This window comes from Methylobacterium sp. WL12 (genome assembly GCF_008039475.1).
GTDB lineage: Bacteria > Pseudomonadota > Alphaproteobacteria > Rhizobiales > Beijerinckiaceae > Methylobacterium > Methylobacterium cerastii.
In genome coordinates this window covers 37682-51395 of sequence record NZ_VRUW01000011.1, presented here as the reverse complement: position 1 = coordinate 51395, position 13714 = coordinate 37682, and the positions used below count along the sequence as shown (strand labels likewise).

At 69.6% G+C, this 13714-nt stretch carries 13 protein-coding genes; 12 read left to right on the top strand and 1 reads right to left on the bottom strand.

The genetic code is table 11. From position 1 onward, the window contains the following. The first annotated feature begins 127 nt into the window (after window positions 1-127). The 5 genes from poxB (at window position 128) to FV226_RS06860 (ending at window position 5983) form a co-directional block, all read left to right on the top strand. Window positions 128-1861 (top strand): ubiquinone-dependent pyruvate dehydrogenase, encoded by a 1734-nt coding sequence (gene poxB, locus FV226_RS06880; protein ID WP_147751891.1) that lies wholly within the window; start codon window positions 128-130, stop codon window positions 1859-1861. Between the two features lie 62 nt (window positions 1862-1923). Further along, the gene (locus tag FV226_RS06875) at window positions 1924-2970 is read left to right on the top strand and encodes an NADP-dependent oxidoreductase (protein WP_147762310.1); all 1047 of its coding nucleotides are present in this window, start codon (window positions 1924-1926) and stop codon (window positions 2968-2970) included. 51 nt (window positions 2971-3021) lie between these two features. Next, complete coding sequence (locus FV226_RS06870; protein ID WP_147751889.1) at window positions 3022-3765, top strand: (Fe-S)-binding protein; 744 nt, start codon at window positions 3022-3024, stop codon at window positions 3763-3765. After that, the gene (locus tag FV226_RS06865; protein ID WP_147762309.1) at window positions 3762-5384 is read left to right on the top strand and encodes a lactate utilization protein B; all 1623 of its coding nucleotides are present in this window, start codon (window positions 3762-3764) and stop codon (window positions 5382-5384) included. Before FV226_RS06870 ends, FV226_RS06865 begins: the two co-directional genes overlap by 4 nt. Further along, on the top strand, window positions 5381-5983 hold the full coding sequence (locus FV226_RS06860) for an LUD domain-containing protein (protein WP_147762308.1): 603 nt from the start codon (window positions 5381-5383) through the stop codon (window positions 5981-5983). Before FV226_RS06865 ends, FV226_RS06860 begins: the two co-directional genes overlap by 4 nt. Before the next feature lie 170 nt (window positions 5984-6153). Here the strand turns inward: FV226_RS06860 and FV226_RS06855 are convergent, their stop codons facing one another. Further along, complete coding sequence (locus FV226_RS06855; RefSeq protein WP_147762307.1) at window positions 6154-6699, bottom strand: hypothetical protein; 546 nt, start codon at window positions 6697-6699, stop codon at window positions 6154-6156. 303 nt (window positions 6700-7002) lie between these two features. On the opposite strand from FV226_RS06855, the gene FV226_RS06850 reads away from it, so the two are divergent. The 7 genes from FV226_RS06850 (at window position 7003) to FV226_RS06820 (ending at window position 13636) form a co-directional block, all read left to right on the top strand. Next, window positions 7003-7863 carry a transglutaminase family protein gene (locus tag FV226_RS06850; protein WP_147762306.1) on the top strand — a complete coding sequence of 287 codons (861 nt, stop codon included), beginning with the start codon at window positions 7003-7005 and terminating at the stop codon, window positions 7861-7863. Between the two features lie 79 nt (window positions 7864-7942). After that, window positions 7943-8278 carry a nucleotidyltransferase domain-containing protein gene (locus FV226_RS06845; protein ID WP_147762305.1) on the top strand — a complete coding sequence of 112 codons (336 nt, stop codon included), beginning with the start codon at window positions 7943-7945 and terminating at the stop codon, window positions 8276-8278. Then, the gene (locus FV226_RS06840) at window positions 8259-8444 is read left to right on the top strand and encodes a hypothetical protein (protein WP_147762304.1); all 186 of its coding nucleotides are present in this window, start codon (window positions 8259-8261) and stop codon (window positions 8442-8444) included. The genes FV226_RS06845 and FV226_RS06840 overlap by 20 nt, the downstream gene beginning before the upstream one ends. A gap of 65 nt (window positions 8445-8509) precedes the next feature. Next, window positions 8510-9892, top strand: coding sequence for an ethanolamine ammonia-lyase subunit EutB (locus tag FV226_RS06835; protein WP_147762303.1), 1383 nt, complete (start codon window positions 8510-8512; stop codon window positions 9890-9892). Continuing rightward, window positions 9889-10668 carry an ethanolamine ammonia-lyase subunit EutC gene (gene eutC, locus FV226_RS06830; RefSeq protein WP_147762302.1) on the top strand — a complete coding sequence of 260 codons (780 nt, stop codon included), beginning with the start codon at window positions 9889-9891 and terminating at the stop codon, window positions 10666-10668. Before FV226_RS06835 ends, eutC begins: the two co-directional genes overlap by 4 nt. A gap of 348 nt (window positions 10669-11016) precedes the next feature. Then, window positions 11017-12747 (top strand): dihydroxy-acid dehydratase, encoded by a 1731-nt coding sequence (gene ilvD / locus FV226_RS06825; RefSeq protein WP_147762301.1) that lies wholly within the window; start codon window positions 11017-11019, stop codon window positions 12745-12747. Then, window positions 12734-13636: a tetratricopeptide repeat protein gene (locus tag FV226_RS06820; protein ID WP_147751879.1), complete on the top strand. Its 903-nt coding sequence runs from the start codon at window positions 12734-12736 to the stop codon at window positions 13634-13636. Before ilvD ends, FV226_RS06820 begins: the two co-directional genes overlap by 14 nt. Window positions 13637-13714: the final 78 nt, after the last annotated feature.

Genomic DNA, 13714 nt, shown 5'->3' with positions numbered 1-13714 from the left:
TGCGCTCGACGCCTGCCATCGGCTCAATCCCGTAGCGAGAGCGACATCCGTCACCGGCCCCGACCCGTTCGCCGGAACCGCGCCGCACCGCAAAAAGTTCGCCCTCCGAATCCACGGAGCCGAACGTATGCGGATCACCACCGTCGCCGACCACGTCGTCGAGACCCTGCAGGAGGCCGGCGTCCGGCGCATCTACGGGGTCGTCGGCGACAGCCTGAACGCGATCACCGAGGCGATCCGGGCGCGCGGCGTGATCGAGTGGATCCACGTCCGCCACGAGGAATCCGGCGCGTTCGCGGCCGGCGCCGAGAGCCAGGTCACCGGGCAGCTCGCGGTCTGCGCCGGCTCGTGCGGCCCCGGCCACGTCCACCTGATCAACGGCCTCTACGATTGCCATCGCTCGCGCACGCCGGTCCTGGCGCTGGTGGCGCACATCCCGTCGGCCGAGATCGGCTCGGGCTACTTCCAGGAGACGCACCCGACCGAGCTGTTCCGCGGCTGCAGCCACTATTGCGAGCAGGTCTCCGATCCCGCCCAGCTCCCCTACGTGCTGGAGAACGCCATGCGCGCCGCGATCGGGCAGCGCGGCGTCGCGGTGGTCGTCATCCCCGGCGACGTCGCGCTGAAGGACGCGCCGGCCCGCGCCGTGGCGACGAAGGCCGGCCTCGTGCCGCCGAAGCCCGTGGTGCAGCCGGCCGAGGCCGACCTTGCGGCTTTGGCCGAGCTGCTGAACGGCTCCCGCAAGATCACGCTGCTCTGCGGTCGCGGCTGCGCCGGGGCGCATGCCGAGCTGCTGCAGCTCGCCGAGGCCCTGAAGAGCCCGATCGTCCACGCGCTCGGCGGCAAGGAGTTCGTCGAATACGACAACCCTTACGACGTCGGCATGACCGGGCTGATCGGGTTCTCGTCCGGCTACGCGGCGATGGTCGGCTGCGAGACGCTGCTGATGCTCGGCACCGGCTTTCCCTACAAGCAGTTCTACCCGAAGGACGCGAAGGTGGCGCAGGTGGACCTGCGCCCGGAAGAGCTCGGGCGCCGCTGCCGGCTCGACCTCGGCCTCGTCGGCGACGTCGGCGCCACGATCCGCGCGCTGCGGCCGTTGCTCGCGGTGAAGGCCGACCGCGCCTGGCTCGACGGCAGCCTCAAGCACTACGCCAAGGCGCGCGAAGGGCTCGACGAGCTGGCGACGGGCAAGCCCGGCCGCAAGCCGATCCACCCGCAATACCTCACCAAGCTCCTGAGCGACGCCGCCTCCGACGACGCGGTGTTCACCGCCGACGTCGGCACGCCGACGATCTGGGCGGCGCGCTACCTCAAGATGAACGGGAAGCGCCGACTCGTCGGCTCGTGGGTCCACGGCTCGATGGCCAACGCCATGGTCCAGGGTATCGGCATCCAGGCCGCCTCGCCCCGGCGCGAGGTGATCGCGCTGTGCGGCGACGGCGGCTTCAGCATGCTGATGGGCGACTTCCTGACGCTGCGCCAGCACCGGCTGCCCGTGAAGGTGGTGGTGTTCAACAACGGCTCGCTCGGCTTCGTCGAGATGGAGATGAAGGCCGCGGGCTACCTCGAGACCGGCGTCGCGCTCGACAACCCGGACTTCGCCGCGATGTCGCGGGCGGCCGGCATCTTCGCGATTCGGGTCGAGGATCCGGGTGAACTCGAAGGCGCGATCCGCGAGTTCCTGGCCTTCGACGGGCCGTCGCTGCTCGACGTGGCGGTGGCGCGCAACGAGCTCTCGATCCCGCCGAAGATCGACGGCCAGCAGGTGAAGGGCTTCAGCCTCTACATGCTGCGGGCGGTGATGAGCGGACGCGGTGACGCGGTCCTCGACCTCGCCAAGACCAACCTGATTCGATAGACCGGATTGAAATCGTTCCAAGGCGGCGCGTCGCGGCTTCGAAGGAACATCAGGGAAGGCGCATGGCCCGGCAACGGAACATCTGGCGCCTCGCGCGCCGCCCGGTCGGGGCCGTCGCCGAGGGCGACCTCGCCTACGGCGCCGAGGCTCTGCCCGAGCTGCAGCAAGGCCAGTTCCTGCTGCAGGTGCTGTACCTGTCGCTCGATCCGACCAACCGCATCTGGATGAGCGACGCCGAGCAGTACATGCCGCCGGTGGGCGTCGGCGAGCCGATGCGCGGCCTCGTGGCCGGGCGCGTGATCGAGAGCCGGAAGGACGGCGTCGAGCCCGGCGCGCTCTATTCCGGCATGGGCGTCTGGGCCGACCACATGGTCACCGACGGGCAGGGCCTGCAGCCCCTGGCCCTGCCGCCGGGCGTGCCGCTCTCCCTCGCCTTCGGCGTGTTCGGCCTCGTCGGCCCGACGGCGTATTTCGGCCTGCTCGACATCGGCCGCCCGAAGGCCGGCGAGACCCTGGTGGTCTCGGCCGCCGCCGGCGGCGTCGGCCAGGTCGTCGGGCAGATCGGCAAGATCAAGGGCTGTCGGGTGATCGGCATCGCCGGCGGGCCGGACAAGTGCCGGTTCGTCGTCGACGAGCTCGGGTTCGACGCGGCGATCGACTACCGCAGCGAGGATGTCGGCGCCCGCCTCGACGCCCTGGCGCCCGACGGCGTCGACATCAACTTCGAGCAGGTCGGCGGCCCGATCTCAGACGCGGTGTTCGCGCGGATGCGGCTGTTCGGGCGGATGCCGCTGTGCGGCCTGATCGCCTCCTACAACGACACGTCCAAAGACTCTTCGGAGCGCCCGAGTCCGGCCGTCGCGGCGGCGTGGCGCCAGATGCTGATGCGGCGGCTCACCGTGCAGGGCTTCATCGTCACCGACTACGCCGCGCGCTGGGGCGAGGCGGTGCAGGCGCTGGGCGGCTGGATGGCGGAAGGCCGGATCAAGACCCGGCAGGACGTGCGGCCCGACCTCGCGCGGGCGGTGGAACACCTCGACAGCCTCTACACCGGCGGCAACTTCGGCAAGCTGCTGGTCCAGGTGGGCGCCTCGGAAGACGGCGCCTAACGGCGTGGGCGAACGGCCCGGCGGAACGGCTTAGGGAAACGGGATAGGACCATGCGGATCGGACTGTTCGTCCCCTGTTACGTCGACGCCTTCGAGCCGGAGGTCGGCATCGCCACCCTCGAGTTGCTCGAGCGCCTCGGCCTCGAGGTGGAATACCCGTTCGACCAGACCTGCTGCGGCCAGCCGATGACCAACACCGGCTGCCACGCGGAAGCCGCCGCCACCGAAGCCCTGTTTGTCAAGAATTTCGCCAAGTTCGACTACGTCGTCGCGCCCTCGGGCAGCTGCGTCCACCAGGTGCGCGAGCATCTGACGGCGATTCCCCAGACCGAAGAAGTCGTCGGCGTTCGCCGAAAGACCTTCGAGCTGGTCGAGTTCCTGCACGACGTGCTGAAGATCGAGGAATTCCCCTGGGCGTCGTTCCCGCACAAGGTCGCCTACCACGCCAACTGCAACGCGCTGCGCGGCATCCACCACGCCCGGCCGTCCGAGATCAACCTGCCATACTATTCGAAGCCCCTCGACCTGCTGGCCAAGGTGAAGGGCATCGAGGTCGTCAAGCTGACGCGGCCCGACGAGTGCTGTGGCTTCGGCGGCACCTTCTCGGTGTTCGAGCCCGCCGTCTCGGCCAAGATGGGCTACGACAAGGTGACCGACCAGGCGCGCGCCGGGGCCGCGTACGTCGTCTCGGCCGATTCCTCGTGCCTGATGCACCAGAAGGGCTGCGCCGAGCGCCTCGGCGTGCCGCTGAAGTACATCCACATCGCGCAGGTCCTGAACGGAGCCGCCGCATGAGCATCGAAGACCTTACGCCCCGCGAGACGGATGGCACGCCCCGCGAGAGCGCCGGCATGATCCACCCGGAGGTGCGCGCGCCCGGCGACGAGAGCGAGCGCCACCAGGATGGCGGCCGCCTCCAGCACGCGGAGGCCGCCTCGAAGCCGATCGCAGCGCCGAAGACGCGCGAACAACAGCCACGCGGGGCCAAGATCCGCGGCAACCGGCCGATCGACCAGGGCGAGGCCGCCGAGCGCTTCCTCGCCGCGCCGCTGCACCAGGCGGCGCACGACGAGCGCCTGTGGGACCTGCGCAAGAAGCGCGACGTGTCGGCCCACGGCATCCCCGAATGGGAGGAGCTTCGCGAGATCGCCTCGAACATCAAGGCGCACACGCTGAGCCGGCTCGACACCTACCTCGAGCAGTTCGAGGCGGCGGCCAAGGCCAACGGCGTCCACGTGCACTGGGCCTCGGACGGCGCGGACCACAACCGCATCGTGCTCGAGATCCTGCGCAGCCACGGCGCGAAGACCCTGGTGAAGTCGAAGTCGATGCTCACCGAGGAGTGCGGCTTCCGCCACCACATGGCGGCGAGCGGGATCGAGATCATCGAGACCGACCTCGGCGAGCGCATCCAGCAACTCGACAACGAGGAACCGAGCCACATCGTGGCGCCGGCCGTGCACAAGACGCGGATGGACGTCGCCGAGGTTTTTGCGCGCACGCTCGGCACCGACCCCGAGAACGACGACGCCCACTACCTGGCCGAAAGCCAGCGCGAGACCACGCGGCCCTACATCCTCAACGCCGATGCGGGGATGACCGGGTGCAACTTCGCCATCGCCGAGACCGGCACGGTGGTCACCTGCACCAACGAGGGCAACGCCGACCTGTCGGGCAACGTGCCGCCGCTGCAGATCCACTCGATCGGCATCGAGAAGATCATCCCGCGGATCGAAGACCTCGGCGTGTTCATCCGCCTGCTGTCGCGCTCGGCGCTGGGCTCGCCGATCACCCAGTACACCTCGCACTTCCGCGGTCCGCGGCCCGGCACCGAGATGCACTACGTGCTGGTCGACAACGGCCGCTCCGAACGCCTCGGGATGGAGGAGTTCTGGACCTCGCTGAAATGCATCCGCTGCGGCGCCTGCATGAACACCTGCCCGGTCTACCGGCGCTCGGGCGGACTCTCCTACGGGGCGACCTATGCCGGGCCGATCGGGCTGATCATCGACCCGACCTTCAACAAGCGGAAATACTCGACGCTGCCGTTCTCCTCGACCATGAACGGCTCCTGCACCAACGTCTGCCCGGTGAAGATCAACATCCACGAGCAGATCTTCGCCTGGCGCAAGGTTCTGGCCGAGGAGCACCAGATCCCGCTCTTGAAGCAGGGCATGATGAAGGCCGCCGGCGCCGTGCTGAGCCGCCCGGCCGCCTACCGCGCGGCGATCGGCACGGCGGATTCGGCGCTTCGCGCCCTGCCGCGCTTCGCCGTCTACAACCCGCTCAACACCTGGGGGAAGAAGCGCGAGATGCCCGAGGCCCCCAAGCAGAGTTTTCACGCCTGGTACAAGCAGAACCGCATGGCGGGTGCGTCCAAGAAGGACGTCGCCTCGAAGAAGGACGTGTCGTGAGCGCCGGCACCCGCGAGGCGACGCTGGCCGCGATCCGCCGCAACCGGCCGGCCGGCGACTATCCGCTGCCGCAAATCCCGGACTTCGCGCCGCTGGTCGACGACGACCGCATCCTGGCCTTCACCGAAGCGCTGAAGCGCATGGGCGGCCGGGTGGTCGAGGCCGGCCCCGCCGGCGATCCGCTTGGCCACGTGCGCGACCGCCTGGATGCGGCCAAGGTCGTCGCTTCCGCCGTGCCGGAATATGTCGGCACCCTCGACCTCGCCGCCGTCACCCGGCCGCAGGCGGTGGACGACGTCGACGTGGCGATCGTGCGCGCCCGCTTCGGGGTGGCCGAGACCGGATCGGTGCTGTTCACCGAGGCCGAGCTCGTGGTGAACGCGGTGGCCTACCTCGCCCAGCACCTCGTGGTCCTGCTCGACCCCGCCGACGTCGTCGTGAACATCCAGGCCGCCTACAGGCGCCCGGACTTCGCCGGCGCCGCCTACGCCGTGCTCCACACCGGCCCCTCCGCCACCGCCGACATCGAGGGCGTGCTGATCCACGGCGCCCAAGGCGTGCGCTCGCTGACGGTGGTGCTCCTGCCGCGCCGGGTGTGATCGAACGTTGCACCCTTGTCCGACGACTGCGATCGACCGCGTCGCGGTGGCTCGATAGGCCTCGGATGCAGTCTACCCACGCGACACGGAAGACTGCATCCGCCGTCCAGAGCATTTTCAAGCGAGCTGGATGCCGGCTCGCGTAAAGAAAATGCTCTAGAGTTTGGACGTCACGCCTTGACGGCAGGCTTGCCGACGACCTTCGCCAACCGCGCGTTCATACGTAGACCGGCCTGCTCGGATGCCGTCGCGCCGACCGCCGTATCGCCGACCATGACGGGGACCGCGTTGCAGATCTCGACGAGGCGCCAGATGACGGTGAATCCGTCTTGGACGACGTTCGCCGTCTCAAAGGGCGTCTCGGCCCCTGTGGGAAGTTTGACCGGCTGGTTATTCTGATCCTGCACGTAGTATTGCCAGACGGTATAATTTCCTTTCCCGACGCCCGTGAAGGTTTGCGTGAGGCTGAATTGGCCGCCGTTGTAGCGCGTGCCGCTCACCGGCGACGAGAACTGGCCGTTGATGTCCGTCATGATGAAATCGACGTAGGCGGCTCCCGCCCCCTGCCCGACGCCATAACTCAGTGCGTATTGTCCTTGTGGATTGGCTTGGGCGAAGTCCAAGACCTGCTTGATGTTGACGGTTTGACCAGGCGTCAGTCCCATGTCGAGCGGTTGTTTGTAATACAAGCCGACGACCTGCAAAGTAACAGCCATTGCTTCCTCCCTCTGAGGCAAGGGCCGTCATTCGCATTGGGGGACATCGACCGGCGCGATCGCGGTCTCTGGTCTTGCGATCGAATCGACGGCCTTGCTCAAGCAGAGTGCCGTGCCCACGCACACAAAACAACCTGAAAGATACAAACATCGTTTAAGTTTAGATGGAGGGCGGTCGCGACGCGTCGGCCGGGTCGTGCGCCCGTTCGGCAGCCGTGGCCGAACCGACAACCGGGACGCGCGTTCGCCCCAAGGCCCGCTCTTTGCAGGTCGCTCGCCGGCCCGTGACCGCCAGGAGACCCCATGCGCTACAATCTCGGCTGCAGCCTGTCCTACAACATCCTCTCGGACACGACCTTCATCTTCAACCTGGAGGTGGCCAAGCTGAAGAGCGTCGAGATCATCAGTGAATCCCTGGTGTTGACGCCGAACCTGAAGCGCGACGTCTACACGACGCCGGACCTGCTCAACCGTTACCTCGGCGTCAACGTGCCGATGGGTCAGTTCGCGCTCGAATACAACGCCGAGGTCGAGCTCACGGTGCACCGGGCCGACCCGGCGACCATCAACGAGACGCCGGTCGGGCAGCTGCCGCTCGACATCCTGCCCTTCCTGCTGCCGAGCCGCTTCGTCTCGTCGGACCGGCTGACGCCCTTCGCCCAGGCCGAGTTCGGGGCGACGCCGAAGGGCCACCAGCGCGTCAACGCGATCTGCAACTGGATCCACGACCACCTCACCTACAAGCCGGGCACCAGCGACGGCGAGACCACCGCCGACGAGAGCCTGCTCAAGCGCGCCGGCGTCTGCCGCGACTTCGCGCATATCGGCACCGCCTTCTGCCGCGCGCTCGGCATCCCCGCCCGGTTCGTGTCGTGCTATGCCCACGGCCTCGTGCCGAGCGACTTCCACGCGGTGTTCGAGGCCTACCTCGACGGGCGTTGGTGGCTGTTCGACGCGACGCGCCAGGCCGATCCCGACGGTCTCGTCCGCATCGGCGTCGGGCGCGACGCGGCCGAGATCGCGTTCTCGACCCCCTTCGGCAACATGCAGCCGGTCAACCAGCAGATCCGCATCACCCGTGCGGACGGCGTCGGAAGCCCAACGCCCCGGACGGTGGATGCGATCTCGACGGAGGTGCCGGCGCCGCATGGCGGGGCGGCCTGAGGTCGCGTCTCCGATGCGTCGGCATACCCAGGTGTGATAGACGAGGACGGATTGGCGGCCTCGACGAAGGAGCGACCCCGTGTTGCGATCGATCGGCGATCCCGTGCACCGACCGGTCGACATTCCCGACAGCGCCCGCGCCGCCATCGAGACGGTGGCGGCCCATCCTGCGGTTCGGGCGATTATCGTGTTCGGCTCGCGCGCCGAGGGCGATCACGATGCGCGATCCGACATCGACGTCGCCATCGAGGCGCCCGACCTCGACGGGGCGGCGCTGGACCGCCTTCGCGACCGGGTCGGGCATTGTCGAACCCTCTATCGGATCTCGGTGGCCAAGCTCGACACCATGCCGAGCGCACTCAAGGATCGCGTCCTGGCACAGGGAATCAGGATCTATGAGCGCGCGGAAGCTTGAGGACGGCCTTGGCAATCTCGAACGTGCCGTCGCCAACCTGGAACGTGCTCCGACGATCCCGACGGACGGCGAACGCGTCGCAGCCAACGACCAGGACATCGCCAAGGTCACGCCGCTCATCCGAACCACCTTCGATTTTCTCGCGCAGCGCTACCGCACGAGCTGACAGGATGGGACGCTGCTCCCCTCATCTCGCGCAGCGGAAGCCGGCATCGGCGTCAGGAGCACCCCATGGCCTACCGCCACGTCGTCGGCCCGCGGACCTGGGCGTTCGCCGACCTCGCCGAGCTGATGGCGAAGGCGACGCCGGTGCGCTCCGGCGACCGGCTCGCAGGCGTCGCCGCGGAATCGGCGGAGGAGGGGTCGGCCGCGCGCTGGTGCCTCGCCGACGTGCCGCTGCGCGAAATCCTGGCGCGGCCCCTGATCGCCTACGAGGACGACGACGTCACCCGGCTGATCCTCGACACCCATGACGCGGCGGCGTTCTCCGAGGTCGCGCACCTCACCGTCGGCGACTTTCGCGAGTTCCTGCTCACGGCCACCACCGAGACGCTGGCGCGGATCGCGCCCGGCATCACCCCGGAGATGGCGGCGGCGGTCTCGAAGATCTCGCGCAACCAGGACCTGATCCTGATCGCCCGGAAATGCCGGGTGGTCACGCGGTTCCGCAACACCATCGGCCTGCCCGGCACGATGGCGGTGCGGCTGCAGCCCAACCACCCGACCGACGACCCGGCCGGCATCACTGCGTCGATCCTCGACGGCCTGTCCTACGGCTGCGGCGACGCGGTGATCGGCATCAACCCGGCCTCGGATTCGGTGGCAGCCCTCGGCAAGCTGCTCCACCTCCTCGACGAGATCATCCGGCGCCACGCGATTCCGACGCAAGGATGCGTGCTCACCCACGTCACCACCACCCTGGAGGCGATGAACCGCGGCTGGCCGGTGGACCTCGTGTTCCAGTCGATCGCCGGCACGCAAGCGGCCAACGCCGGGTTCGGGGTCACGCTGGCGATCCTGAAGGAGGCGCACGAGGCGATGCTGGCGCTGAAGCGCGGCTTTTTGGGCGACAACGGCATGTATTTCGAGACCGGGCAGGGCTCGGCGCTTTCGGCCAACGCGCATCACGGCATCGACCAGCAGACCCTGGAGGCGCGGGCCTACGCGGTGGCGCGCCCGTTCCGGCCGCTGCTGGTCAACACCGTCGTCGGCTTCATCGGGCCGGAATACCTCTACGACGGCAAGGAGATCATCCGCGCCGGGCTCGAGGACCATTTCTGCGGCAAGCTGATGGGCGTGCCGCTCGGCGTCGACGTCTGCTACACCAACCATGCCGAGGCCGACCAGGACGACATGGACGTGCTGCTGACGCTGCTGGGCGCCGCCGGCTGCACCTACGTGATGGGCGTGCCCGGCGCCGACGACGTGATGCTGAACTACCAGTCCACCTCGTTCCACGATTCCCTCTACGTCCGGGAGGTCTTAGGGCTGAAGCGCGCGCCCGAGTTCGAGGCGTGGCTGCACGCCCTCGGGATGACGGACGCCGCCGGCACCCTGCTTCCCGCCGAGCCCTGCTCGCCGCTGCTCGCCGACGCCTCCGGGCTCGCCGCATGAGCGAGGACGCGAAGATCTGGGCGCGGCTCGCCGGCCTGACGCCGGCGCGGATCGGCCTCGGGCGGACCGGGAGCGGCCTGCCCACCCGCGAGGTGCTGCGCTTCGGCCTCGCCCACGCCCAGGCCCGCGACGCCGTGCACACGCCGATGGATGCGGACGCGGTCACTGCGGACATCGAAGCCCTCGGCCTGCCGACGCTCCGGGTCGCCTCGCAGGCGGCCGACCGCGCCGCCTACCTGCGCCGGCCCGACCAGGGCCGCGCCCTGGCACCCGAGGATCGCGACGCCCTGGAGCGGGCGGCCGGCGATTCCGTCGACCTCGCCATCGTCGTCGCCGACGGGCTCTCGGCGCGTGCCGTGCACGAGGGCGCGGCCGGCTTCCTCGCGGCCTTCAAGCCTCACGCCGAGCGGGCCGGATGGAGCCTCGCGCCGGTGGTCGTCGCGTCCCAAGCCCGGGTCGCGCTGGGCGACGCGGTCGGCGCGGCGCTGAAGGCCCGCGCGGTGGCGGTGCTGGTCGGCGAGCGCCCCGGCCTGTCCTCGCCCGACAGCCTCGGGATCTACCTCACCTTCGGCCCCCGCATCGGGCGCTCGGACGCCGAGCGCAACTGCATTTCGAACGTCCGCCCCGCCGGGCTCTCGCACGCGCTGGCCGCGTTCAAGCTCGACTGGCTCCTGAGCCAAGCCTTTTCGCGCGGGCTGACGGGGGTTTCGCTGAAGGACGAGAGCGAGGCCGCGCTCGCCGGCTCGGACGTGGCGCCGGCCCTGCCGAAGGCCTGATCGGCGGATCGGCGATCGCACCCGCGAAGGCTTCGGTGCGGCGCACCATGCGACCCGACCTCAGTATTCGGACCGCAAGCGCGGCTGTGGCGGGGTCGCAACACCGCGAAAGCATCCCGGGTTTGCCCCGAGACCTGCCTTCGACCGCCGCGATCCCGCCATAAACCGGGACCACCTCAGCATCCGCGGTAAACGGCTTTTCCCCCAACCGGTTACCGCTCGGTTACGAGCGATTCCAAGAGCGTGGTCTTGCCTCCTCGCGCAACGTCGGTCGACGCTGCGCGACGGCTGTCCGCACCCTTCGAGGGCGCGCCGACGCGTAGCGGACCGGGGGGTGCGGGACAGGTCATGGACGCGCCTACGAACGACAAGTCGAAGCTGCCGAGCCGCCACGTCACGGAGGGGGCCGACCGCGCGCCGCACCGCTCGTACCTCTACGCGATGGGTCTCACCAAGCAGCAGATCCACCAGCCGCTCGTCGGCGTGGCCTCGTGCTGGAACGAGGCCGCCCCGTGCAACATCTCGCTGATGCGCCAGGCGCAGGCGGTGAAGAAGGGGGTCGCCGCGGCCCACGGCACCCCGCGCGAGTTCTGCACCATCACCGTCACCGACGGCATCGCCATGGGGCATGCCGGCATGCGCGCCTCGCTGCCGTCCCGCGAGGTCATCGCCGATTCCGTCGAGCTGACCATGCGCGGCCACGCCTACGACGCCCTCGTGGGCTTGGCCGGCTGCGACAAGTCCCTGCCGGGCATGATGATGGCGATGGTGCGCCTCAACGTGCCGTCGATCTTCATCTACGGCGGCTCGATCCTGCCGGGCTCGTTCCGCGGCCGCCCGGTCACGGTGCAGGACCTGTTCGAGGCGGTCGGCAAGGTCGCCGTCGGCGACATGAGCCTCGAGGACCTCGACGAGCTCGAGCAGGTCGCCTGCCCGTCCGCCGGCGCCTGCGGCGCGCAGTTCACCGCCAACACCATGGCCACCGTCTCCGAGGCGATCGGCCTCGCCCTGCCGTACTCGGCCGGCGCGCCGGCCCCTTACGAGATCCGCGACCAGTTCTGCGCCACCGCCGGCGAGAAGGTGATGGAGCTGCTGGCCAAGAACATCCGCCCGCGCGACATCGTCACCCGCAAGTCCCTGGAGAACGCCGCCGCCGCCGTCGCCGCGTCCGGCGGCTCGACCAACGCCGCGCTTCACCTGCCGGCGATCGCGCATGAATGCGGCATCAAGTTCGACCTGTTCGACGTGGCCGAGATCTTCCGGCGCACGCCCTACATCGCCGACCTGAAGCCGGGTGGCCGCTACGTCGCCAAGGACATGTTCGAGGTCGGCGGCATCCCGCTGCTGATCAAGACCCTGCTCGACCACGGCTTCATCCACGGCGACTGCATGACGGTCACCGGCCGCACCATCGCCGAGAACATGGAGCGCGTGCGCTGGAACCCGGACCAGGACGTGGTCCGCTCGGCGGCAAGCCCGATCACGCCGACCGGCGGCGTCGTCGGCCTCAAGGGCAACCTCGCCACCGAGGGCGCGATCGTGAAGGTCGCCGGCATGGCGGCCGAGAAGCAGGTCTTCACCGGCCCGGCCCGCGTGTTCGACGGCGAGGAGGCCTGCTTCGAGGCGGTCCAGGCGCGCACCTACAAGGAGGGCGACGTCCTCGTCATCCGCTACGAGGGCCCGAAGGGCGGCCCCGGCATGCGCGAGATGCTGTCCACGACCGCCGCGCTCTACGGTCAGGGCATGGGCGACAAGGTCGCGCTGATCACCGACGGGCGCTTCTCCGGCGCCACCCGCGGCTTCTGCGTCGGCCATGTCGGGCCCGAAGCCGCGGTCGGCGGGCCGATCGGCCTGCTGCGCGACGGCGACATGATCACGCTGGACGCGATCGAGGGCACCCTCGACGTGGCGCTCTCCGACGCCGAGCTCGACGAGCGCCGCAAGGCGTGGACGCCGCGGACCAATTCCGCGACCTCCGGCTACCTCTGGAAATACGCGCAGACCGTCGGACCCGCCGTGAACGGCGCCGTGACCCATCCGGGCGGCGCCGAGGAGATCCAGAGCTATGCGGACGTCTAGGACCGACCGCGACCGGAAGGCGGGGCCGGCCGGGGCCGATCGTCGGCCCCGCGGCAGCCTGCGCGCGCACCTTCGCGGCGCCGCGCTCGCGGCGACGGCGGTCGCGTGCCTGCTCGTCGGCGCTCCCGCGACGGAAGCGCTCGACGCCAGCGTCCGCACGCCGGTGCCCGAGAAGAACTACCGCAGTGCCAAGGACGCGCTGCGGGCGGGCGTGCGCGAGTACAACGCCGGCGACAAGGAGGGCGCGGCCCGCGCGCTCGAATACGCCGCCGACCAGGGCCACGCGCTGGCCCTGTGGAAGCTCGGCCGGATGTACGCCGAGGGCGACGGCGTCCCGCACGACGACCTCAAGGCGTTCGAGTTCTTCTCGCGGATCGCCGATTCCGGCACCGACGACGGGCCCGACGCGCAGACCTCGGCGGTGACGGCGAGCGCCTTCACCGCGCTCGGCAGCTACTTCCTCGACGGGATCAAGGGCACCTACGTGCGCGCGAACCCCGAGCGGGCCTACGACATGTTCAACTACGCCGCGTCGTACTTCGGCGACCCGAACGCGCAGTACAACCTCGCCCGGCTCTACCTCGACGGCACCGGCGTCGAGGCCGACGCGCGCCAGGCCGCGCGCTGGTTCAACCTCGCCGCCGAGAAGGGCCACCACCCGGCCCAGGCGCTCCTGGGCGACATGCTGATGACCGGCATGGGCGGCGTGCCGGTACAGCGCGTCCGCGGCCTGATGTGGCTGTCGCTCGCCCGCGACGGCGTCGAGGGCCGCAAGGACGCCTGGATCGTCGCGCTCTACGAGAAGAACTGGGCGGCAGCCAGCGACGAGGATCGCGCCGAGGCGCAGGCCCAGGTGCAGACGGTCGGCTCGATCAAACGCCGCCGCTAAAGCTCCGGCCGGGCAATCGCTCGAAAGCGCTTGCCCTGTTTTTTTGCAGCCTCAATCGCCGGCGCCCGCCTCCGCGGG

Excerpts from the sequence above, each read along its gene's own strand:
- poxB (WP_147751891.1), top strand. The coding sequence starts at position 128 with ATGCGGATCACCACCGTCGCCGACCACGTCGTCGAGACCCTGCAGGAG.
- FV226_RS06875 (WP_147762310.1), top strand. The coding sequence starts at position 1,924 with ATGGCCCGGCAACGGAACATCTGGCGCCTCGCGCGCCGCCCGGTCGGG.
- FV226_RS06870 (WP_147751889.1), top strand. The coding sequence starts at position 3,022 with ATGCGGATCGGACTGTTCGTCCCCTGTTACGTCGACGCCTTCGAGCCG.
- FV226_RS06865 (WP_147762309.1), top strand. The coding sequence starts at position 3,762 with ATGAGCATCGAAGACCTTACGCCCCGCGAGACGGATGGCACGCCCCGC.
- FV226_RS06855 (WP_147762307.1), bottom strand. The coding sequence starts at position 6,699 with ATGGCTGTTACTTTGCAGGTCGTCGGCTTGTATTACAAACAACCGCTC.
- FV226_RS06850 (WP_147762306.1), top strand. The coding sequence starts at position 7,003 with ATGCGCTACAATCTCGGCTGCAGCCTGTCCTACAACATCCTCTCGGAC.
- FV226_RS06840 (WP_147762304.1), top strand. The coding sequence starts at position 8,259 with ATGAGCGCGCGGAAGCTTGAGGACGGCCTTGGCAATCTCGAACGTGCC.
- FV226_RS06835 (WP_147762303.1), top strand. The coding sequence starts at position 8,510 with ATGGCCTACCGCCACGTCGTCGGCCCGCGGACCTGGGCGTTCGCCGAC.
- eutC (WP_147762302.1), top strand. The coding sequence starts at position 9,889 with ATGAGCGAGGACGCGAAGATCTGGGCGCGGCTCGCCGGCCTGACGCCG.
- ilvD (WP_147762301.1), top strand. The coding sequence starts at position 11,017 with ATGGACGCGCCTACGAACGACAAGTCGAAGCTGCCGAGCCGCCACGTC.
- FV226_RS06820 (WP_147751879.1), top strand. The coding sequence starts at position 12,734 with ATGCGGACGTCTAGGACCGACCGCGACCGGAAGGCGGGGCCGGCCGGG.